The organism is Streptomyces prunicolor NBRC 13075, assembly GCF_000367365.1.
Classification (GTDB): Bacteria; Actinomycetota; Actinomycetes; order Streptomycetales; family Streptomycetaceae; genus Streptomyces; species Streptomyces prunicolor.
This window is the reverse complement of the sequence record NZ_BARF01000025.1, coordinates 418,976-440,321: the sequence shown is the minus strand read 5'-3', so window position 1 is coordinate 440,321 and position 21,346 is coordinate 418,976. Positions and strand designations below refer to the sequence as shown.

At 70.1% G+C, this 21,346-nt stretch carries 21 protein-coding genes and 1 pseudogene; 16 read left to right on the top strand and 6 right to left on the bottom strand.

Annotated features, from left to right (window positions below; translation table 11 throughout):
* The first annotated feature begins 67 nt into the window (after positions 1 to 67).
* Positions 68 to 1,051 (top strand): MerR family transcriptional regulator, encoded by a 984-nt coding sequence (locus tag SPR02S_RS11800; protein WP_043258197.1) that lies wholly within the window; start codon positions 68 to 70, stop codon positions 1,049 to 1,051.
* Positions 1,052 to 1,060: 9 nt separating this feature from the next.
* Here the strand turns inward: SPR02S_RS11800 and SPR02S_RS11795 are convergent, their stop codons facing one another.
* Positions 1,061 to 2,434: a cryptochrome/photolyase family protein gene (locus SPR02S_RS11795; RefSeq protein ID WP_019057166.1), complete on the bottom strand. Its 1,374-nt coding sequence runs from the start codon at positions 2,432 to 2,434 to the stop codon at positions 1,061 to 1,063.
* 191 nt (positions 2,435 to 2,625) lie between these two features.
* Between SPR02S_RS11795 and SPR02S_RS11790 the strand changes: the two genes are divergently transcribed.
* Positions 2,626 to 2,814 (top strand): DUF8839 family protein, encoded by a 189-nt coding sequence (locus SPR02S_RS11790; protein WP_019057165.1) that lies wholly within the window; start codon positions 2,626 to 2,628, stop codon positions 2,812 to 2,814.
* 43 nt (positions 2,815 to 2,857) lie between these two features.
* Here SPR02S_RS11790 and SPR02S_RS11785 read toward each other — a convergent pair whose 3' ends face one another.
* Positions 2,858 to 3,769, bottom strand: coding sequence for a LysR family transcriptional regulator (locus tag SPR02S_RS11785; protein WP_019057164.1), 912 nt, complete (start codon positions 3,767 to 3,769; stop codon positions 2,858 to 2,860).
* Between the two features lie 137 nt (positions 3,770 to 3,906).
* Here SPR02S_RS11785 and SPR02S_RS66125 point away from each other — a divergent pair, with 137 nt between their 5' ends.
* The 6 genes from SPR02S_RS66125 to SPR02S_RS11760 all read left to right on the top strand — a co-directional run bounded on the left by SPR02S_RS66125 (position 3,907) and on the right by SPR02S_RS11760 (position 9,485).
* On the top strand, positions 3,907 to 3,990 hold the full coding sequence (locus SPR02S_RS66125; RefSeq protein WP_351305882.1) for a putative leader peptide: 84 nt from the start codon (positions 3,907 to 3,909) through the stop codon (positions 3,988 to 3,990).
* A 130-nt stretch (positions 3,991 to 4,120) separates the two neighbouring features.
* The gene (gene sfnG, locus SPR02S_RS11780; protein WP_019057163.1) at positions 4,121 to 5,242 is read left to right on the top strand and encodes a dimethylsulfone monooxygenase SfnG; all 1,122 of its coding nucleotides are present in this window, start codon (positions 4,121 to 4,123) and stop codon (positions 5,240 to 5,242) included.
* 30 nt (positions 5,243 to 5,272) lie between these two features.
* Positions 5,273 to 6,490, top strand: coding sequence for an acyl-CoA dehydrogenase family protein (locus tag SPR02S_RS11775; protein ID WP_019057162.1), 1,218 nt, complete (start codon positions 5,273 to 5,275; stop codon positions 6,488 to 6,490).
* Between the two features lie 60 nt (positions 6,491 to 6,550).
* On the top strand, positions 6,551 to 7,105 hold the full coding sequence (gene ssuE / locus SPR02S_RS11770; protein ID WP_019057161.1) for an NADPH-dependent FMN reductase: 555 nt from the start codon (positions 6,551 to 6,553) through the stop codon (positions 7,103 to 7,105).
* Positions 7,106 to 7,110: 5 nt separating this feature from the next.
* Positions 7,111 to 8,307 (top strand): SfnB family sulfur acquisition oxidoreductase, encoded by a 1,197-nt coding sequence (locus SPR02S_RS11765; RefSeq protein ID WP_019057160.1) that lies wholly within the window; start codon positions 7,111 to 7,113, stop codon positions 8,305 to 8,307.
* 35 nt (positions 8,308 to 8,342) lie between these two features.
* Positions 8,343 to 9,485 (top strand): LLM class flavin-dependent oxidoreductase, encoded by a 1,143-nt coding sequence (locus SPR02S_RS11760; RefSeq protein WP_019057159.1) that lies wholly within the window; start codon positions 8,343 to 8,345, stop codon positions 9,483 to 9,485.
* A gap of 21 nt (positions 9,486 to 9,506) precedes the next feature.
* Here the strand turns inward: SPR02S_RS11760 and SPR02S_RS11755 are convergent, their stop codons facing one another.
* From SPR02S_RS11755 to SPR02S_RS11740, 4 genes are all read right to left on the bottom strand, one after another.
* On the bottom strand, positions 9,507 to 10,727 hold the full coding sequence (locus SPR02S_RS11755; protein ID WP_019057158.1) for a GNAT family N-acetyltransferase: 1,221 nt from the start codon (positions 10,725 to 10,727) through the stop codon (positions 9,507 to 9,509).
* A gap of 86 nt (positions 10,728 to 10,813) precedes the next feature.
* Positions 10,814 to 11,845, bottom strand: coding sequence for an acyl-CoA dehydrogenase family protein (locus SPR02S_RS11750; RefSeq protein ID WP_019057157.1), 1,032 nt, complete (start codon positions 11,843 to 11,845; stop codon positions 10,814 to 10,816).
* A gap of 91 nt (positions 11,846 to 11,936) precedes the next feature.
* The gene (locus tag SPR02S_RS11745; protein WP_019057156.1) at positions 11,937 to 13,634 is read right to left on the bottom strand and encodes a purine-cytosine permease family protein; all 1,698 of its coding nucleotides are present in this window, start codon (positions 13,632 to 13,634) and stop codon (positions 11,937 to 11,939) included.
* A 212-nt stretch (positions 13,635 to 13,846) separates the two neighbouring features.
* The gene (locus tag SPR02S_RS11740) at positions 13,847 to 14,929 is read right to left on the bottom strand and encodes a substrate-binding domain-containing protein (RefSeq protein ID WP_019057155.1); all 1,083 of its coding nucleotides are present in this window, start codon (positions 14,927 to 14,929) and stop codon (positions 13,847 to 13,849) included.
* A 111-nt stretch (positions 14,930 to 15,040) separates the two neighbouring features.
* Here SPR02S_RS11740 and SPR02S_RS11735 point away from each other — a divergent pair, with 111 nt between their 5' ends.
* The 8 genes and pseudogenes from SPR02S_RS11735 to SPR02S_RS11700 all read left to right on the top strand — a co-directional run bounded on the left by SPR02S_RS11735 (position 15,041) and on the right by SPR02S_RS11700 (position 21,247).
* Positions 15,041 to 15,529 (top strand): MarR family winged helix-turn-helix transcriptional regulator, encoded by a 489-nt coding sequence (locus SPR02S_RS11735; RefSeq protein WP_019057154.1) that lies wholly within the window; start codon positions 15,041 to 15,043, stop codon positions 15,527 to 15,529.
* Between the two features lie 23 nt (positions 15,530 to 15,552).
* Entirely contained in the window at positions 15,553 to 15,966 is a 414-nt protein-coding gene (locus tag SPR02S_RS64805; RefSeq protein WP_019057153.1) for a DUF6193 family natural product biosynthesis protein, read from the top strand.
* Positions 15,967 to 16,058: 92 nt separating this feature from the next.
* Positions 16,059 to 16,415 carry a YciI family protein gene (locus SPR02S_RS11725; protein WP_026150438.1) on the top strand — a complete coding sequence of 119 codons (357 nt, stop codon included), beginning with the start codon at positions 16,059 to 16,061 and terminating at the stop codon, positions 16,413 to 16,415.
* Positions 16,415 to 17,611, top strand: coding sequence for an RNA polymerase sigma factor (locus SPR02S_RS11720; RefSeq protein ID WP_019057151.1), 1,197 nt, complete (start codon positions 16,415 to 16,417; stop codon positions 17,609 to 17,611). Before SPR02S_RS11725 ends, SPR02S_RS11720 begins: the two co-directional genes overlap by 1 nt.
* Before the next feature lie 103 nt (positions 17,612 to 17,714).
* Positions 17,715 to 19,046, top strand: a pseudogene (locus SPR02S_RS11715) (aldehyde dehydrogenase family protein); the annotation flags it as partial.
* Between the two features lie 58 nt (positions 19,047 to 19,104).
* Entirely contained in the window at positions 19,105 to 19,479 is a 375-nt protein-coding gene (locus tag SPR02S_RS11710; protein ID WP_019057149.1) for an ArsR/SmtB family transcription factor, read from the top strand.
* Positions 19,476 to 20,108, top strand: a complete 633-nt coding sequence (locus tag SPR02S_RS11705; protein WP_019057148.1) for an SRPBCC family protein — start codon at positions 19,476 to 19,478, stop codon at positions 20,106 to 20,108. Before SPR02S_RS11710 ends, SPR02S_RS11705 begins: the two co-directional genes overlap by 4 nt.
* A gap of 83 nt (positions 20,109 to 20,191) precedes the next feature.
* Positions 20,192 to 21,247, top strand: coding sequence for an NAD-dependent epimerase/dehydratase family protein (locus tag SPR02S_RS11700; RefSeq protein ID WP_019057147.1), 1,056 nt, complete (start codon positions 20,192 to 20,194; stop codon positions 21,245 to 21,247).
* Positions 21,248 to 21,346: the final 99 nt, after the last annotated feature.

Here is a 21,346-nt window from a genome sequence, read left to right as displayed (position 1 = left end):
CGGTCATCGTGGGAGCAAGGGATCAAGGCCATCAACTCGCGTCGATTCTGCGTCGTATAGTCGCCGGATGAGCGAAATGCCCGCAGACGGAGACGCCGCGTATCCGTCAGCGGCCGAAGTGCCCCTGACGACCGGTGCGTTGGCCCGTCGGCTGGGCGTGGCGCCGACCACGTTGCGGTCCTGGGAGCGTCGCTACGGCATCGGGCCCGCGGTCCGCGCCGAGGGACGGCACCGGCGCTGGACCCCGCGGGACGTGGCACTGCTGGAGGAGATGTGCCGGCTGACCTCGTCGGGCGTACCGCCGGCCGAGGCGGCGAAGGCGGCTGCCGACCGACGTGCGGAGAGCATGCCCGCACGGAGCCGGAAGTCACGGGCCCCCGGCGCGCTGCCCCTCGGGGACGTGCGCCAGGAATGCCGCGGCCTGGCGCGCGCCGCCGTCCGGCTCGACGCGCCGGCCGTCGAGCGTCAACTGGCCGATGCCGTCGGCCAGTACGGCACCGTCGTCGCCTGGCAGGAGGTGATGGTGCCGACGCTGCACGCGGTGGGGCGCAAGTGGGCGTCGGCGGGGGACCGTTACGTCGAGGTGGAGCACCTGCTGTCCTGGCACGTCTCCACCGCCCTGCGCCGACGCACTTCGCTTTCCGGGCCGCAGGTGGACGTCTCTCCCGTCGTCTCTCCCGTCGTCCTGGCCTGCGTGCCCGGCGAACAACACACCCTCCCCATCGAGGCGCTCAACGCCGCACTGGGTGAACTCGGCCTGCCCACAAGGATGTTCGGCGCCGCCGTACCCGCGGAGGCACTCACTGCGGCGGTGCGTCGGCTGGGACCGATGGCCGTCGTCCTGTGGGCACAGGCGCGCTCCACGGCGAGCCCGGCGCTGGCCCGGCACCTCGCCGACCTCCACTGGGGAGTGAAAGGCGCCCGGCGAAAGCCCTCGGTGGTGCTGGCCGGTCCCGGCTGGTCCGGCACCTCGGTGCGGGGCGCGCTGCGGCCGACGACCCTGGCGGACGCCGTGGGCATCGTGTCCGGGACGTACGCGGAACGGCACTGACAGCGGGCCTCAGTCGCCTGCCCGACCTCGCCTGAACCGCGCCAGCCCGTCCGCGAGTTCGACGATCGGATCCGGATAGTCGCCGAGCGCCCCACGGTCAAGTCCCCTGAGTTTCCACGGCTCGTGCACCAACGGGCCCTCCACTCTGGCGAGTTCGGGCACCCAGCGGCGGACGTACGCGCCGTCCGGGTCGTACCGCTTGGCCTGCGTGACGGGGTTGAGGACCCGGTTGGGGCGCGAGTCGGTGCCGGTGCCCGCCATCCACTGCCAGTTGAGCTGGTTGTTCGCCACATCACCGTCGACCAGCAGGTCGAGGAAGTGCCGGGCGCCGATGCGCCAGTCGACGTAGAGCGTCTTGGTGAGGAAGCTGGCCGTCAGCAGGCGTCCCCGATTGTGTATCCAGCCCTCGTGGCGCAGTTGGCGCATCGCCGCGTCGATCATCGGATAGCCGGTACGGCCCTCCTGCCAGGCCGCGATGTCCTCGCGGGCCGTGCGGGCGGACCGCCAACGGTCGTGTTTCGTACGGTAGTCGGCGGTCGCGGCCGAGGGCCTGGCCGCCAGGACCTGGCGGTGGAAGTCCCGCCACGCGAGCTGGCGTACGAAGGCATCGGCGCTCGGTCCGTCCAACTGCCGTGCCCGATGGACCAGTTCGACGGGGGAGAGGGTGCCGAAGTGGAGATGGGGGGAGAGGCGGGAAGTGGCGTCGGCGGCCAGGGTGTCGTGCAGGTTCTCGTACTCGGTGATGCCGTTGCGCAGCCACCGGTTCAGCAGCTTGCGGCCCTCGGTCTCCCCGCCGGTCGCCAGGCCCGGCGACAGCCCAACGATGCTGGTACGGGAGGGGAGTTCCTCGGAACCGACACCTTCCGGGACGCACACAGTGCGCGGTGCGGTCAGCGGGGCGCGCAGGTGCTGCCCTGACCAGTGGCGGAAGTACGGGGTGAAGACCGCGAAGTGGTCCGAGGAGGCCGGGGTCACCGCGCCCGGGGCGACGGCCGTGGTCACGGTGTCGTGGACGTGCAACCGCCGCCCCTCCGCCTCCAGCGCCCGCCGCAGCCGTTGCTCGCGCCGCCGCGCGTAGTCGCTGACGTCGGCCGCCATGTGGACCTCGTCGGCGTCCGTCTCGGCGGCCACCTTGCACACCTCGTCGACGACGTCACCGGACCGGATGACCAAGTGGCCGCCCCGTTCACGCAGGCCGGCGTCGAGGTCGCGGAGACAGTCGGCGAGGAACGCCAGCCGGTTGGGCGCGGCGAACCCGGCGTCCGTCACACCCCGGTCGCGGACGAACAGCGGGACCGTTCGGCGGGCCTCGGCGGCGGCGCGCAGCGCGGGATGGTCGTGCAGGCGCAGGTCGGCGGTGAACAGGGCGACCGAGACGTTCATGGGGCGCACTCCGGGAGACGGGGAAGGGGGTCGTGAGGTGCTTCCGGTCCGGCGCGCCCGGCGGATGCGGTTGTCACCCGACGGGCGTACGCGCTCCCGGCGCCGTCCCACCGCCATAGTTGGTTGGCATGTCGGCGTCGATCGGGGGCAGGTGAACAGGTACGACGGTCCCCGTGGGGAGTCGAAGAACGATGCTGGAGGTGTCTGCGGACATGGGCGCGAAGGTGTTGAAGCGGTTTTCGGCGGGGGCTCCGCGCGGATCATGGCCTGCCGAGGAGTTCGCGGCCCGGCGCCGCGCCGAGGGCCAGCCCGCCAGCGTCGTCATGGACCTGAAGTCCGACGCGTTCCTCGTCGTGGTTCCGATGGGCGACGAGGACTGACCGTACGACCACCGTCCCCGGCGATGTCCACCGGCTCAGGCCCTCAGCCGGGCGTTCCGCTCAGCTCCCGTGCCCGTCGTACGAACGCCTCGTGCAGGTCCCCCGCCGCCTGCGGTACGGAGTCCGCGCGGCGGCGGCGCAGCATCAGCAGGACGCGGGCCGTGTCGCCGGCGATCGGCCGGTAGGTGATCGCGCCGAGCCGCTCCAGCGGGTCCCCGACCACGCTGAAGTCGGGCAGGACCGTCGCTCCGAGTCCCTCCGCGACCATGAGCTTGCCCATCTCCGCGCCGTCGGTCGAGTACGCGAAGGCGGGACCCCGCCCACCGAGCAGCCGGTGGACATAGCGGTGCATCACATAGCCGGAACGCATACCGATCAGCGGCTCGGTGAGTAGCTCGTCCACACTGACCGTCGGGTGGGACGCCAGCGGGCTGTCGGGGCGCATGCACACCACCGGCAGCCCGGACAGCAGCTCGGTGGACTCGAACTCGGCCGGCATGTCGTCACCGTCCAGGTGATTGACCAGCCCGAGATCGAACCCGCCCTCCGACAGCGCCCGGTGGATGTCCGTCTGCTGCGCGCCGACCACCTCGACCTGCGTGAGCGGATGCGAGGCCCGGAAGTCGCGTACAACGGGAAGCAGCAGCGGCACGGTCGCCGCGTTGACCGTGCCCACCCGCACCATGCGACTGATCCGGTGCTGCTCGCCCGCCGCCGCCCGCAGCCGGTCCACCGCGTCCAGCACATCGACGATCTTCGGCAGCAGCTCCCGGCCCTCCGCGCTCATCGTCGCGCCGGACCGTTTGCGCTCCAGGAGATCGACGCCGAGTTCGCGTTCGAGGTTGCGTACGGTCTCGCTCAACGCGGGCTGTGACAGGCGCAGTTCGTCGGCGGCCCGGCGCAGGGAGCCGAGCCGGGTCACGGCCGCTATGTATTCCAGCTGTTCGGTCCGCATGCCCGCAGAATGCGGCCGATTTCCCCGGCTGTTCAAGGGTTTCCCTGTCACACCTTCGTGAAATTCAATGGTCCGCGATGCGAGACCGGTCGGGTTTTCCTTGACGGTCCCCACAGGCGGCTGCCACGATCGACGGCATGATGATGCGACTGGACCTCACGCGGCGACGCCATGTCGACCTCGCGCGCGTCTCCAGCGCCTCCTGTTGCACCGCGGCCTGATCCCCGTCACCTCCGTCCTGTGATCCGCCGCCTTCTCTCCCGCACCGCCTGAATTCCGCCCTTTCGCATGTCGTCACGCGTGCCCGGAATTCGGCGTGCCCGAAAACGCATTCCGCAACAGGAGTTCCGCATGCCCGCAGAGCCCGTGAAATTCGCCTACTGGGTCCCCAACGTCAGCGGGGGACTCGTCACCAGCAAGATCGAGCAACGCACCGACTGGGGCTACGAGTACAACCGCGAACTCGCCGTCCTCGCCGAGAACAACGGCTTCGAGTACGCGCTCAGCCAGGTCCGCTACATGGCCAGCTACGGCGCCGAGTTCCAGCACGAGTCGACCAGCTTCAGCCTCGCCCTCCTCCTCGCCACCCAGCGCCTGAAGGTCATCGCCGCCGTCCACCCCGGCCTGTGGCACCCAGGTGTCCTCGCCAAACTCGGCGCCACCGCCGACCACTTGTCGAACGGCCGCTTCGCCGTGAACGTCGTGTCCGGCTGGTTCAAGGGCGAGTTCACCGCCCTCGGCGAGCCCTGGCTGGAGCACGACGAGCGCTACCGCCGCTCCGAGGAGTTCATCCAGGCCCTGCGCCAGATCTGGACCGAGGACCACACCGAACTCGCCGGAGACTTCTACCGGTTGCGCGACTTCTCCCTCAAGCCCAAGCCCCTCAACACCCCCGAACGCCCGCACCCGGAGATCTTCCAGGGCGGCAACTCCACCGCCGCCCGCACGATGGCCGGCCGCGTCTCCGACTGGTACTTCTCCAACGGCAAGGACTTCGACGGCGTCACCGAACAGCTCGCCGACGTACGCCACTCCGCCGCCCAAGTCGGCCGCAGGGCACCGAAGTTCGGCCTCAACGGCTTCCTCATCGCCCGCGACACCGAGGCCGAGGCCCGCGACACACTCCGCGAGATCGTCGCCAAGGCCGACCACGAGGCCGTCGAAGGCTTCGGCGCCGCGGTGAAGCAGGCCGGACAGTCCTCGGCCGATGGCAAGGGCATGTGGCAGGACTCCACGTTCGAGGACCTCGTGCAGTACAACGACGGCTTCCGTACGGGACTCATCGGCACCCCGGAGCAGATCGCCGAACGGATCGTCGCCTACAAGAAGTTGGGCGTCGACCTTCTCCTGCTCGGCTTCCTGCACTACCACGAGGAGGTGGAGTACTTCGGCAAGCGGGTACTGCCGCTCGTGCGTGAACTGGAAGCCCAACTCCCGGACACCGAGCCCGAGTCCGTCTCTGTCCACGCCTGAGCGCCCCCACCGCGAAAGAGGTCGTCCGACATGAGCACCGTCACACCCACCGACTGGCAGACCCGCCCGGCCCCGCAGAGCGCCCAGGACTGGATCGCCCGCGCCGCCGAGGTCGCCGCCCTCCTCGACACCGACGCCGCCGCCCGCGACCGGGCCGGCGCCACCCCCTACGCCGAGGTCCAACTCCTCAAGGACTCCGGGCTCGTCACCCTGCTCGGCCCCACGGAGCACGGCGGCGGAGGCCAGGACTGGCCCACCGCCTACCGCGTCGTCCGCGAGATCGCCAAGGCCGACGGCTCCATCGGTCAACTCCTCGGCTACCACTACCTCTGGAACTGGGCCGCCCGACTCGTCGGCACCCGCGAACAGTGGGAACACGTCGAGGCCGAAGCCGCCCGCAACCAGTGGTTCTTCGGCGGCGCCGTCAACCCGCGCGACAAGGACGTCACCGTCACCGAGGACGGCGACACCCTCGTCTTCACCGGCCGCAAGTCCTTCTCCACCGGCAGCAAGGTCTCCGACGTCACCGTCCTCGAAGGCGTCCTGGAAGGCACCGACCAGCACGTCTTCGCCATCGTGCCCTCCGACAGCGAGGGCCTGACCTTCCTCGACGACTGGGACAACATCGGCCAACGTCTCACCGAGAGCGGCGGCGTCATCCTCGACGGCGTCCGCACCCCGTGGTCCTCGGCGGCCGGTTACGTCGACAAGGAATTCCGGCCGCGCACGTACAACACGCTCAACGTCCCCACCATCCAACTCGTCTTCGTGAACTTCTACTTGGGCATCGCGGCCGGTGCCCTGGAGACCGCCGCCACCTACACCCGCACCAAAACCCGCTCCTGGCTGCACGGCGGCTACGAGCGCGCGGTCGACGAGCCCTACGTCATCGACACCTACGGCGACCTCACCGCGAAGCTCTGGGCGGTCGAGGCCCTCGCCGACACCGTCGCCGCCGAGGGACAGAAACTGCACGACGACCCCGACGCCGTCACCGAGAAGACGCGCGGCGACTTCGAGGTGCGGGTGGCCGCCGTCAAGGCACGCGCGACCGATGTCGCCCTGGAGATCGGCAACCGCATCTTCGAGGTCACCGGCGCCCGCTCCACCGCCACCTCCGAGGGCCTCGACCGGTTCTGGCGCAACGTCCGCACCCACACCCTGCACGACCCCGTCGCCTACAAGCGGCGCGAGGTCGGCCGCTGGGTCCTCGAGGGCGAACTGCCCGAACCCACCTGGTACTCCTGACCCGCCAGCCCTGGGGCGTCCGCACATGTGCGGACGCCCCACCTCCCCGAAAGAGGACCCATGGCCACCGTCCTGTCCGTCTCCGGCAGCCCCTCCGTCTCCTCCCGCACCAACCGGCTTCTACGACACCTGGACAAGCGGCTGATCGCCCAGGGCCATGAGGTGATCCCGCTCGACGTGCGCACCATCCCCGCCGAGGCCCTGCTCGGCGCGGACTTCCGCCACCCGGCCATCGTCGAGGCCACCGAACTGTTCGCCCGCGCCGACGGAGTGGTCGTAGGCACCCCCGTCTACAAGGCCTCCTACTCCGGCGTCCTCAAGGCACTGCTCGACCTGCTCCCGCAGTACGCCCTCACCGGCAAGACCGTGCTGCCGCTCGCCACGGGTGGGTCCACCGCACATGTGCTCGCCATCGACTACGCGCTCCGCCCGGTGCTGAACTCCATGGGCGCGGCCCACATAGTCCAGGGCTGGTTCACCCTCGACAAGGACATCACCGCCCACGAGGACGGCTCGCTCACCGTCGCCCCGGCCACCACCGAGGCGCTCACCCAGGTGGTGGACCAGTTCTCGTCGGCCCTCGGCCGCACCCCGCTGCTGGCCGCGGCGAGCTGACGACCATGACCGACCGTGCGACCGCCCATGTGATCGCGGACGACGCCGAGGCCCTCGCTCTGGCCGCCGCACTCGCCGACGAGTTCCGGGCCGGGGCCTCGGCGCGCGACACCGAACGCAGGCTCCCGCGCGCCGAGTTGGACCGGCTGTCCGGCTCCGGACTGCTCGCCGTCACCGTTCCCGCCGAACACGGCGGCGCCGACGTGAGCGCGCAGACCCTCGCCGAGATCTTCCGCCTGCTCGGCTCGGCCGACGGCAGCCTCGCCCAGATCCCGCAGAGCCACTTCGCCTACGTCAATGTGATCCGCCGTCAGGGCACCCCGGACCAGCGGAAGTTCTTCTTCGCCGAACTCCTCGCCGGCCGCCGCTTCGGCAACGCCCAGTCGGAGGCCGGCACCAAACACGTCCAGGACATCCGCACCCGCCTGACCCGGCAGCCCGACGGCTCGTACCGACTGACCGGCGTCAAGCACTACTCCACCGGCGCCCTCTTCGCCGACTGGATCCCCGTCCTCGCCCGCACCGAGGACGACAACCTCCATGTCGCGTACGTCCCGAGCGACGCCGAGGGCGTCACGGTCGTCGACGACTGGGACGGAATGGGCCAGCGTACGACGGCCAGCGGCACGGTCCGCCTGGAGGCGGTCGCCGTCCCCGCAGACCGGGTGTTGCCACACCACCTCACCTTCGAAGGCCCTCAACTCCACGGCGCCGTGGCCCAGTTGCTGCACGCGGCCATCGACGCCGGGATCGCCGGGGGAGCGCTGGCCGAGGCCGCCGAGTTCGTCCGGACGAAGAGCCGCCCCTGGTTCGAGAGCGGGGTCGAGACCGCCGCCGAGGACCCGCTGCTGATCCAGCGGTTCGGTGAACTCGCCATCCAGGTAAGGGCGTCCGAGGCCCTGCTGATCCAGGCGGCCAAGGCTGTGGACGCGGCGCGCGCCGACCTCAACGACGACTCGGCGGCGGAGGCCTCCATCGCGGTCGCGGCGGCCAAGGTGCACGCGGCGCAGTCCGCCGTGGAGGTGGCGGGCGCGCTGTTCGAGGTGTCGGGAACCCGCTCGGCCCTCAACTCGCTGAACCTGCACCGGCATTGGCGTGACGCCCGCACACACACCCTGCACGACCCGGCCCGCTGGAAGATCCAGCACATCGGCCGCTACGTACTCAACGGCACCAGGCCACCCCGCCACGGCCTCCTCTAACTCACCTACAGGACAGTCCAGACAGGAGCCCCCACGTGTCCCTCACCTTCCACTGGTTCCTCCCCACCAACGGGGACAGCCGCCATGTCGTGGGCGGCGGTCACGGCACCCCCGCCACCGCCTCCGGACGCGATCGGCCGCCGACGGTCGCCTACCTGAGCCAGATCGCCCGCGCGGCGGAGGACCTCGGCTTCGTGGGCGCCCTCACGCCGACCGGCGCCTGGTGCGAGGACGCGTGGCTCACCACCGCGATGGTCAGCCAGAACACCGAACGCCTGAAGTTCCTGGTCGCCTTCCGGCCCGGCTTCGTCTCGCCGACGCTCGCCGCGCAGATGGCGTCCACGTTCCAGCGGCAGACCGGCGGACGCCTGCTCCTCAATGTCGTCACCGGCGGCGAGAGCCACGAGCAGCGGGCCTACGGGGACTTCCTCGACAAGGACGACCGGTACCGTCGTACCGGCGAATTCCTGGAGATCGTGCGGGAGTTGTGGGACGGCAAGACCGTCGATGTGGCCGGTGAGCATCTGCGTGTCGAGGACGCGAAGTTGGCGCGGCTGCCCGACCCCGTGCCCGAGGTCTACTTCGGGGGATCGTCGCCGATCGCGGGGGAGATCGCCGCCAAGTACGTGGACGTGTACCTCACTTGGGGTGAGCCGCCGGCCCAGGTCGCCGAGAAGATCGCCTGGATCAGGGGGCTGGCGGCCAAGGAGGGGCGGACGATCCGGTTCGGTATCCGGCTGCATGTCATTACCCGTGACACCTCCGCGGAGGCGTGGGCCGAGGCGAACCGGCTGCTCGAAGGGTTCGACCCCGAGACCGTGAAGTCCGTACAGGCCGGGCTGGCGCGGAGCGAGTCCGAGGGGCAGCAGCGGATGCTCGCGCTGCACGGCGGCAGCCGGGACGGGCTGGAGATCCATCCCAACCTGTGGGCCGGGATCGGGCTCGTACGGGGTGGGGCGGGGACGGCGTTGGTCGGCAGCCACGAGGAGGTCGCCGAGCGGATCAAGGAGTATGCGGCGCTGGGGATCGAGGAGTTCGTGCTGTCCGGGTATCCGCACCTGGAGGAGGCGTACTGGTTCGGGGAAGGGGTGCTGCCGAGGCTCGCGGCGGAGGGCGTGTGGCAGCACCCGGTCGGCGAGCAGCGGGCTTCCGCGGCACAGGTGCCGTTCGCCGGTTGATCTGTGTGGGCCGGCGCGTGGTCAGAACCAGTGCAGGCAGTGCGGGGAGCGGTCGGTGCGGAAGAGGGCGTCGGCGCGAGTGGCCGCGTCCGGGCGGTGGGCCCGGATGTGTCCGGCCCGGACGAGTGTGCTCGGGGCGGTACCGCCGAGGTAGAGCGAGCCCAAGTCGCGTACGTCCAGGGACAGATCGGGCTCCCGGCCCGTCGGGACGCACTCGGCCTTGCCGTCCCGGACGGTCAGCAGGTAGCGGCCGTGCCAGTCCAGGAACGGGTCGTCGACGGCGAGGACGAGCTCGCCGTCCGTGAACCAGCCGCGCGCGGTCAGCGCACGCGGGACGTCCAGCAGCCGTACCCACAGCCAGTCCGTGTCGCCGCCCATCTCGGCGGCGCGGAAGTCCGTGAGTTGCCAGCGCAGCGGGTGCTGGGGCGGGACGTGCTTGAACACGACCTGAGAGACCAGGTCGTGGCCGAGTACGAACCGGGCCAGGGCCGTGAAGACGGCGTCGTCGGTGGTGATGGTCTCGTCGACCGTCAAGGTCTGCTTCTCACCGATCGAGTAGCTGGCGTAGCCGTCCGGCACACCGTCGGCGTCCCGGTGAACGGCGATGTAGCGGGGCGCCGGAGAGATCGGGGGCTGCCCCGCGCGCAGAGCCCACCAGCGGTGCGGCCGGGACAGCGCGCCGGGCTGGGCGCGGCGGTAGCGGTCGTAGACCTCTTCCAGGATCTCGCCGCACTCGGCACGCCGCAGCACCTCGACCGAGCCGGTCGCTCGGCCGTCGGCCGTGCTGTGCGCCCGAGGGAGGTCGAGAGCGGCCTTGTGGCGCTGCACTGTCAGCCGCCCCGTGTAGGTCGCCGGTCCGTAGCCGAACCGGCCGTAGATCGGGGCCTCGGAGGCCAGCAGCACGGAGAGGAACTCCCCGCGGGTCCGCAGCTCGGTGAGCTGATGCCGCATCATCGCGCTGAGCACGCCCTGGCGCCGGTGCGAGGGCAGGACGCCGACGGCGGTCACTCCGGGGGCCGGGACGAGGGTCTCACCGGGCAGGGTCAGCTCGAAGGGGTGCGTGGCCGCGGTGCCGACCGGTCGCCCGTCCGCGGTCAGGGCGAGCACGCAGTGGTCCATTTCGAGCGCCGACCACCAGAGCCCGCCGCCCTCGACCGGGGTTTCCGGGAAGAGCCCGAACGCGGCATGGGCCGTGTCGACGAAGACGTCACGGTCCTCGTCGGTCGTGGGACGGATCTCCATCGCTGTCACTGCTTCCCCGATACGGACACCACCTGCTGTGGTGCCCCGCCACAGTGCAGCGCTGCTCCGTGACCAGGTCAACCGAATTACGGCCGGTCGGCGATTGCCGTCAGGTGGACCCGTCTCGACTCCGCCGTCTGGCCCTGAACCAGGAGGAACAGAGCCTCCCGCGCGAGGCGTTGGGCCTTGCTCGTCAAGGACAGCGACCGGCCGCCGCCGGCCACCACCGCAGCCGTGGTCGCCGTCATGAGGACCTCGTACGCCTGCGTCCGGAGCGACAGCCGCTCCTCCAAGTAGTCATGCGGTACGGGGTGTTCGGCCAGGACGTAGGCCTGCTCGCGTACGTTGTCGAGCCGCGTGCGGATCGGGCCGGAGGTGTCCTCGTCCAGCAGCGCGAGGGCCGCCTCCGCGACGCCGAAGACCGCCGGTGACGCGTTCGTCGGTTTCGGGCGGTCGGTCTTCGCCCACTCCGCGTACGGCACGCGCAGCGCCACCGACTCCTCGGGCAGCCACAGGCCGGCCAACTCCAGCGACACCGTCCGGGACGCCGTGAGCGCCGCCAGGCGCATCGGGTCGGACGGTCGCAGTCCCTCCTGCTCCCGTGCCTCCGTGAACGCGAACAGTGCCTCGTCCTCGCCCGTCACCCCCGCGAGCAGCATGACGTCGTTGAGGCCCCAGCCCGTGTACCAGGGCACCGTCCCGTCGAACCGCCAGCCGCCCCGCTCCCGTGTCACCCGCACCGGGATCCGGGGATACGCCCGCAGATGCGCGTACGCCACCCCGGACATCAGCTCACCTCGCGCGAGCGGTCCCAACAGGCGGTCCCGTACCGGTAGTTCGCTCTTCGCCAGGGTCATGACCGGCGTGTGGTGCTGTGTCTGTACGAACCAGGTCGAGCAGCACGCCCCGGCCAGGATCTCCGCCGTCTCCCTCGCCACCGCGCCGGGGGCCGCCGAGCCGCCGTAGGCCACGGGGGCGCTCACGCCCAGCAGGCCGGAGCGTTTGATCGCCTCGATGTGGCTCGCCGGGACGCCTTCCTGGTCGACCTGTTCGGCGTGCGGGGCGAGGAGGCCGTCGGCGAGGTGTCGGGCGCGGGAGACGAGGAAGTGGGAGGTCATGGGGGAGATTCTGCCGATCGCGTGGGTCGGCCACGCGTGACGCTGCGGCCCGTGTCGTGGGACACGGGCCGCAGCGGTGGGAACGCGGGGCTCAGTCCGCCGAGCGTACGGCGGGCATCGCCAGGTCTACCGGGCCCGTGGCGCCGGGAGCGCTCTTGCAGGAGTCGTGGCAGTCCTTCTCCAGGCTGCAGCACAGGGAGCAGATCGGGCCCGAGTGGAAGGGGCAGTTCGCCACGTCGGGGCGCTCGAAGTCCGTTGTGCAGACAGTGCAGTTGAGGATGACGGCCGAGGGGAGTCCGTCCGCGTCGAGCAGCGGCTCCGCCAGGTCGTCGAGGCGGGCGATGTAGTACTTGCCCTTGGTGAGGTACGCGAACAGGGGTGAGAGGACCATCGCCAGGAACAGGGCGATGAAGGGGGAGTAGGCCTTGGCGTAGTCGCCGAACGCGTCGAAGTACGCGGCGATGGAGACCGCCGACGCGATGAGCATCGAGCCGAAGCCGACCGGGTTGAAGTTGTACAGGTGGGCGCGCTTGAACTCGATGTAGGACGGGCTGAGTTTGAGCGGTTTGTTGATGACCAGGTCGGCAACCACCGCGCCGATCCAGGCGATCGCCACGTTGGAGTAGAAGCCGAGCACCGTGTTGAGGAAGCCGAAGACGCCGCCCTCCATGAGGGCCAGGGCGATGCCGACGTTGAGGAAGATGTAGACCACGCGGCCCGGGTGACGGTGTGTCAGGCGGGAGAAGAAGTTCGACCAGGACAGCGAACCGGAGTACGCGTTCGTCGAGTTGATCTTCACCTGGGACAGGATCACGAAGAACGTCGCCAGCCCGAGGGCGACCGGAGCGGCGAAGGTCTTGAAGCCGTGGACGTACTGCTGGATGGGCTCGTTGGCCTTGGCCAGGCCCACGCTGCCGGCGATGTAGAAGGCGAGGAACGCGCCGCCCATCTGCTTGGCCGCACCGAGGACGACCCAGCCCGGACCTGCCGAAAGCACCGCGCCCCACCACTTCTTGGCGTTCTCGGGGGTCTTGTCGGGCATGAAGCGCAGATAGTCGACCTGCTCACCGATCTGCGCGATGAGCGAGAGGGCCACACCCGCGCCCGCGCCGACGCCGAGCATGCTGATGCTGGAACCGGTGGGGGAGTTGCCCGCGAAGTGAGTGAACTGCGAGAACTTGCCGGGCTCCTGGATCGCGATGGACACGAACGGCGCGACCATCAGCACCAGCCACACCGGCTGCGTCCACACCTGCATCTTGGAGAGCGCGGTCATCCCGTAGATCACCAGCGGCAGGATGATCAGCGAGCAGATCAAGTAGCCGACGGCGAGCGGGATGTGGAGGCCCAGGTCCAACGCCTGCGCCATGATCGAGCCCTCTAGGGCGAAGAAGATGAAGGTGAAGCTGGCGTAGATGACCGACGTGAGGGTCGAACCGAGGTAGCCGAAGCCCGCGCCCCGGGTCAACAGGTCCATGTCGATGGAGTACTTGGCGGAGTAGTACGAGATCGGGATGCCGGTGAGGAAGATCGTCACCGCTGCCGCCAGGATCGCCACCATGGCGCTGGAGAAGCCGTTCGAGATCGCGATGGAACCGCCGATGGCGAAGTCGGCGAGGTACGCGATACCGCCGAGAGCGGTGGTGGCCACCACGTACGGCGTCCAGCGGCGGAAGGACTTCGGCGCGTAGCGCAGCGAGTAGTCCTCCAGCGTGTCGTTCTTCGCCCAGTCGTTGTAGGTCCGTCCGGCAGCCGTTGCCGGCGCCTCTTTGTCGACGATCTCCGTCACGACACTTCCCTCTTCCACGGGTGTGGGTCACCTCCCGGACGGCCCGGGGGAGTTGGACGGAAGAGTCACGCCGAATTGTTTCCCGACCGTTTCACCTGCTTTAAATGGAAGGGCTTTCAAAATTCTTTTGGCGACGCGCGTAGATTTAATCGATGCTTCCTGTGGAAACTATTCCTGAGGGAAGGTACTCTCGGTCGGAGCAGGTGGGAAGGTCAGAGTTGGGCGACGATGTCGAAGTCGAAGGCGTCCGCCCGCGCCAGGTACAGCCGTTGGCGGAGGTGATTGCCGTGCAGACGCAGTACGCCTCGCGGGCCCTCGTACGAGACCGTGCCGTCCATCGCGCACATGGCGCCCACGTCGAGCGACCGCGCGCGCTCGGCCAGGGCCGCGAGCAGTCGTACGCCTTCGAAACACGACTCGCCGAGGCTGCCCACGACGGGAGCCTCCACGCCGAAGCGGGCCGCGTAACGCCCGCTGAAATCAAGGCTTTCGGCGGTGGCGAGGGTCTCGAAGTAGCCGGCCGCCGCCCACAGCCCCTCGGTCGCCTCCGCGCCGGTGGCCAGCAGGATGTTCTCGTCCATGTGCGTGCTCAGCCGCAGACAGCGCTGATGCAAACCGTGCGCGGCGAACGCCCGGTTGAAGCGTGCCGCGTCGTCGCCGACCAGCAGCATCAGGACGGCGTCCGCCTCGCACCGCTCGACGCGCCGCAGCACCGGCCCGAACTCGTACGTCCCCAGCGGCACGAACGCCTCGCCCCGCACCCGGCCGCCGCACTCGCGGGCGTAGCGGCGCGCGGCGCGGGCGGTCACCCTCGGCCACACATAGTCGTTGCCCACCGTGCACCAGCGCCGCACGCCGGTCTCCTCCGCCAACAGTCGCATCGCGGGCAGGAGTTGGGCCGCGTCGGTCTCGCCGGTCAGGAACACGCCCGGTGTGCGCTCGCCGCCCTCGTACTGTGCGGTGTAGATGTACGGCACCCGGCCCGCGATGCGCGGCACCAGCGCCTTGCGGACCGCCGAGGTGTGCCAGCCGACCACCGCGTCGACGGCTCGCATCGACACCAACACCTCGACCTCGGCGGCCACTTGCTCCGCCGACGCACCGCCGTCCACCACGATCAGCCGGACCTCGCGGCCCAACACACCGCCGACGGCGTTGAGTTCCTCCACGGCGAGCTGCGCGGCCAGTTCGCAGGACGGGCCGAAGACGCCCGCCGGGCCCCGCAGCGGTACGACCAGGGCCACGACCAAGGTCTTGACCGGGCCGCTGATCCGCCCGGGCGGCAGGGGATGCACCAGACCACCTCCGTGAGGGCATGAGGGCACGGAAACCGGGCCCGGCCCCGGCGCCCTCGCAGAGGCTCGTAATCTGAACCGCACAGTAGACCTACCGGAAGGACAGCGGCAATGTCGTCCGTACCGTCGCCGGCCCTCGCCCACCTGCTGAGTCACGCCGAGCGACGGCTGGGCCTGCGCATGACCGCCGTCCTGGCCGAGGAGAACTGCTCGGTCGAGCAGTGGCGTGTCCTGTCGGTCATCGCCGACGGCAAGGGCCACCCGATGACCGAGATCGCCGACCAGGTCCTGATGCCGGCACCGAGCCTCACCAAACTGGTCGACCGGATGGTCGCCGACAACCTGGTCTACCGCCGCCCCGACCGGGCCGACCGCCGCCGCGTCCTCCTCCACCTCACCGCCCGCGGCCGTGCCCTCCACCAGCGCGCGGCTCATCGCCTGCTGGCCGACCAGACCCGGCTGCTCGACGCGATCGACGATCAGGGGGACCTCGTACGACTGCTCGCCCGGCTCACGGCGGCGCTCGACCAGGATCCTGCGGAGGGGACCGGGGACGGCGTCACGGACGACCCCGCGGAGAAAATCCTGCCGGTGTCCTGAACAGGCTCGGGCAGGATGGGGGCATGGACGGGTATGCGGCAGCCGAAGCGGTTGTAGAAGCACGCTGGCAGGCAGTCCGTGACGATGGAGGTGAGCAGGTCGAGTTGCTGGAAGCGGCCTACGGGGAACCCCGCCTGCGGAGCTGGTTTCCCTGGATCAGTATGGGAGAGCTGCACTTCAGCCGCTGCACGGAATCTCCGTGGACCTGGGACGTTCCCTACGTTCATCCCGCCATCGGCGGCCCCTACTTGGTCGCCGGTCCTCTCCGGAACCAGGTTGTGGGCCCGGCAGCCACAGCGGACGAGGCCATTGCCCTGGTGGTCCAGCACCTTCCGGCGGACTGGGGCCCTGCCTTCTTCGGGGACCGCGAAGCACTCGCGGCTCACGAAGCGGAAACACGGCGAGATCGGGCGAGCGAGGGTCAAGACTCAACCTGAGGCGAGGTGTCGATCCGGCGCCATGGCGTTCGTGTAGGAGGTGAGAGAACCCCCAGAGGGTTGGAGAATCCCCCTACGCCATGGAGGACGTCATGCCGCACTACCTGCTCAGCGTGATCACCCCGACCGACGGACAGATGCCCTCGCCCGAGGCGATGGCGGAGATCGTCCGCAATCTGGAGGTCTTCCACGACGAACTCCAGGCCGCCGGTTCCTGGGTCTTCGCCGGGGGACTGCACGGGCCGGAGACGGCCACCGTGCTGCGCCCCAAGGACGGCGACGTGCTCATCACCGACGGGCCGTACGCCGAGGGCAAGGAGTATCTGGGCGGGCTCTGCCTGATCAAGGCGGCCGACCTGGACGCGGCCCTGGAGTGGGGGAAGCGGGCGACCTGGGCCACCACGCTGCCCGTCGAGGTGCGCCCCTTCATGAACACGGCCGAGGACTGATGCCGTTCGACACCGACATCGAGGCCGTCTTCCGTGCCGAGTACGGGCGGGCGGTCTCGGTCCTGGTCCGCTTTCTCGGCGACATCGACCTCGCCGAGGAAGCGGTCCAGGACGCGTTCACCACGGCCGTACAGAAGTGGCCGGAGACCGGTGTGCCGCCGAGCCCGGCCGGGTGGATCATCACGACCGCCCGCAACCGCGCGATCGACCGGCTGCGCCGCGAGTCGTCGCGGGAGGCCCGGCACGGCGAGGCCGCCCTGCTGTACGCGTCCGACGCGCCCGCCGAGGAGGGACCCGTGCGCGACGACCGGCTCCGACTGATCTTCACCTGCTGCCACCCCGCGCTCGCCACCCAGGCCCAGGTCGCGCTCACCCTGCGGCTGCTCGGCGGGCTCACCACCGCGCGAATCGCCAGCGCCTTCCTGGTGCCGGAACCGACGATGGCCCAACGCCTCGTCCGCGCCAAGGCCAAGATCCGCGACGCGAAGATTCCGTACCGGGTGCCCCGCGACGCCGACCTTCCCGACCGGCTCAAGGGCGTCCTGGCCGTCGTCTACCTGATCTTCAACGAGGGCTACACGGACTCGCCCGAGCTGTGCGCCGAAGCCCTGCGCCTCGGCTGCCTCCTCTCCGAGCTGATGCCGGACGAGCCCGAGGTGATGGGCCTGCTCGCGCTGATGCTGCTCATCGAATCGCGCCGGGCCGCACGGGAGGGCCCGGACGGTGCGCTGGTGCCGCTGCCCGAGCAGGACCGCGAGCGCTGGGACGGCGAGCTGATCGCCGACGGCCAGTCACTCGTCCGGCGGTGCCTGCGGCTCAACAACCCCGGGCCGCACCAGATCCAGGCCGCGATCAACGCCGTACACAGTGACGCACCGACCGCCGACGCGACGGACTGGGGGCAGATCCTCCAGCTCTACGACCAGCTGATGGCCGTCGCCCCGAGCCCGGTCGTCGCCCTGAACCGGGCCGTCGCCGTCGCCGAGGTCGACGGTCCGCGCAAGGCCCTCGACCTCGTGGACGCGCTGGACCTCGGCGAGTACCACGTGCTGCACGCCGTGCGCGCCGATCTGCTGCGCCGCCTGGGCCGCGGCACCGAGGCGGTCCGCGCCTACGAGGCGGCCATCGCCCGCACCGGGAGCGCGGCGGAGCGCGGCTACCTGGAACGCCGGCGTCGGGAACTCGTCCGCATGTGACAGCTGCGAGGCGGAGGGTGACCATGGCTGCACCGGAATTTTTCCCGGTGCAAGAATGGTTGGCAATTACACCTGACCGCAGAGAACCCCCACGCACCAGCAGCGAGGCACCGTGAACCAGTCCAGCCCCGAGCAGCCCGCCGATATCGTCGCCCGGCTGCGCGCCACCTTCCGCACCGGCCGCACCAAGCCCGTCGAGTGGCGCACCGCCCAGCTGCGCCGCCTGCGCGACCTGCTCACGGAGCACGGCGACGACCTCGCCGCCGCCCTCCACGCCGACCTAGGCAAGAGCGCCGCCGAGTCCCAGCGCACCGAGATCGGCTTCACGATCCGCGAGATCGACCACACCCTCGACCACCTTGAGGACTGGCTGCGCCCCGAGTCCGCCCCCGTACCGGCCCACCTCGGCACGGACGCGACCGCGTGGACGCAGTACGACCCGCTGGGCGTCGTCCTCGTGATCGCCCCCTGGAATTACCCGCTCCAGCTCCTGCTGACCCCGGTCATCGGCGCGCTCGCCTCCGGTGACGCGGTGGTCCTCAAGCCCAGCGAGATGGCACCGGTCACGTCCGCCGCCATCGCCCGGCTGCTGCCCGCCTACCTCGACACCGACGCGGTCGCCGTCGTCGAGGGCGGCATCCCGGAAACCACGGCCCTGCTCGCCGAGCGCTTCGACCACATCTTCTACACCGGCAACGGCGCCGTCGGCCGCATCGTCCTGCGCGCCGCCGCCGAGCACTTGACCCCGGTCGCCCTCGAACTCGGCGGCAAATCACCGGCGTTCGTCGACCGCGACGCCGATCTCGCCGTCGTCGCCGACCGGTTGGCGCGCGGCAAGTTCCTCAACGCCGGCCAGACCTGCGTCGCCCCCGACTACGTCCTGACCGACCCGGAGACCGCCGCCGCGCTCGAACCCCTCCTCGTGAGCGCGGTCGAGAAGGTCTACGGCGCCGACCCGCAGACCTCCGGCGAGTACGGCCGGATCGTGAACGAGCGGCACTTCGACCGGCTCGCCGGACTGCTCGACTCCGGCCGTGTGGTGGTCGGCGGACGCAGCGACCGCAGCGACAAGTACATCGCGCCGACCGTCCTCGCCGACGTGGACCCGAAGGCGCCCGTCATGGCGGAGGAGATCTTCGGCCCGATCCTGCCGATCGTCACCGTCCCCGACCTCGACGCGGCGATCGCGTTCATCACCGACCGCGACAAGCCGCTCGCCCTGTACGTCTTCACCGACTCCGACGACACCCGCGCCCGGATCGCCGCCGAGACCTCCTCCGGTGCCATCGGCTACGGCCTCCCGCTCGCTCACCTCACCGTCTCCGACCTGCCCTTCGGCGGTGTGGGCGAGAGCGGCATGGGCAACTACCACGGCCGCTACTCCATCGAGACGTTCAGCCACCGCAAGGCCCTGCTGGAGAAGCCGCTGGTCTGACGGTCAGCTCCTCTATCACCGGTCGCTTATATAAGCGACCGGTGATACTTTTGGGCACATGCACGCTTTCGATGTGCTCGGAGACCCCGTGCGCCGCCGCATCCTGGAGCTGCTCGCCGAGGGCGAGCAGCCCGCCGGCACGGTCAGTGACGCCGTCCGGCGCGAGTTCGGGATAACGCAGCCCGCGGTCTCCCAGCATCTGAAGGTGCTGCGGGAGAACGGTTTCGCGACGGTACGGCCGGACGGCACCCGGCGCCTCTACGCGGTCAACTCCGAGCCGCTGCGGGACATCGACGCCTGGCTCGACCGGTTCCGCCGCTACTGGACCCCTCATCTGGACGCCCTGGCCACCGAGTTGGCCCGGGGCAAGCGCGAGCGCCGGCTCCGCGAGGCCGACGACGACAGCCCCGACGAGTCGAGGAGCACCCCATGATCGACGTCACCCACCAGATCAACTCCGTGAGCCGCAAGGTCGGCCGACGCGACTTCAAGGCCGGCGAGGCCCGCGTGATCACCATCGGCCAGTCCTACGACTCACCGGTCGAGGACGTCTGGGACGCCTGCACCAACCCCGAGCGCATCCCGCGCTGGTTCCTGCCGGTCACCGGCGAACTGCGGCTGGGCGGGAAGTACCAGCTCCAGGGCAACGCGGGCGGCACCGTCGAGCGCTGCGATCCGCCCATCAGCTTCTTCGCTACCTGGGAGTTCGGCGGCGAAGTCAGCTGGATCGAGCTGCGGTTGACGCCCGAGGGCGACGGAACGTGCTTCGAGTTGGAGCACATCGCCCACGTCGACGACACGAAGTGGGCCGAGTTCGGACCCGGCGCGGTGGGCGTCGGCTGGGACTCGATCCTGCTGGGGCTCGACGGCAACCTGTCGGGCACCACTCCCGTGAAGCCCGAGGACGCGATGGCCTGGCTGGCGTCCGAGGAGGGCCGCCGCTTCGTCACGGCGAGCAGCGAGGCGTGGTTCGCGGCGAACGTGGCGAGCGGCGAGGACGAGTCGGCGGCCCGCGAGGCGGCCGACCGGACCACGGCCGCCTATACAGGGGCCGGGAGTTGAGAGTCTTAGGGACCGAAGCGCTGACCCGGGACCGATCACCGTTGTAGCGTGCGCGCTGGATGCCACGGTGATCGGAGCCAGGGATGAGTGTCGGCGGCGAGACGGTGTTGGTGACCGGCGGGAGCGGATTCGTCGGCAGCCATCTGGTCCGGCAGTTGCTGGAGCGCGGCTACCGGGTGCACACCACCGTGCGCTCCCTCGGCAACGAGGCGAAGGTCGCGCCGCTGCGGGCCATGGGGGCCCAATTCCCGGGCGCGCTGGAGCTGTTCGAGGCCGATCTGCTCGCGGACGGTTCCTTCGGCGCGGCGATGGACGGCTGCCGGGTCGTGTTCCATGTGGCCTCGCCGTTCCTGATGCCGGAGAAGATCAAGGACGGCCAGAAGGACGTCGTCGACCCCGCGCTCACCGGCACCCGGAACGTCCTCGCCGGCATCGAACGCACGCCCACCGTCGAGAAGTTGGTGTTCACCTCGACGGTCGGCGCGATCTTCGGCGACTACGTCGACGTACTGGCGATGAAGGACGGAATCCTCTCCGAGGACTACTTCAACACCACCAGCACGGTCGAGAACAACCCCTACCACTACGCCAAGACGGTCGCCGAACGCGCCGCCTGGGACGCGGAACAGACCCAGACCCGTTGGCGCATGGTCTCCGTCAACCCCGGTCTGATCCTTGGCCCTTCACTGACCCCGGCCTCCGACTCCGGCAGCCTGTTCCTCCTCGACGAGCTGTTCAAGGGCTACTTCTTCTACGGGGCACCCGACTTCAGCTTCACCGTCGCCGATGTGCGGGACGTCGCGGGCGCGCACATCGCGGCGGCGGAAAATCCCGACGCGCACGGCCGTTACATCGTCGCCGCGTCCCGGATGGCGTCCTTCCTCGACATGTCCCGCGCCCTGCGGCAACGCTTCCCGCGCGACCACCGGCTGCCCCGACACGGCCTCCCGCACTGGCCGGTGCGGGTCCTGGGCCCGGCGTTCGGGCTCACCCAGGACTACATCCGCAAGCACCTCGGGATCAGGTTCGCCGTCGACAACCGGCGCGGCGTGAAGGAACTCGGCATCGACTACCGGCCGTTGGAGGAGACCCTCCTCGACCACTACCTGGCCTGGCGGGAGTTGAGGGAATCACGCTGACCGCGTCTCGCCCTTCGCCGTTCACTCCGTCGACCGGTCGCCCCTCTTGACTGGTTCAGACCAGAGGCGCTTGGGTGTGGCCCGATCACCTTCCGGTGT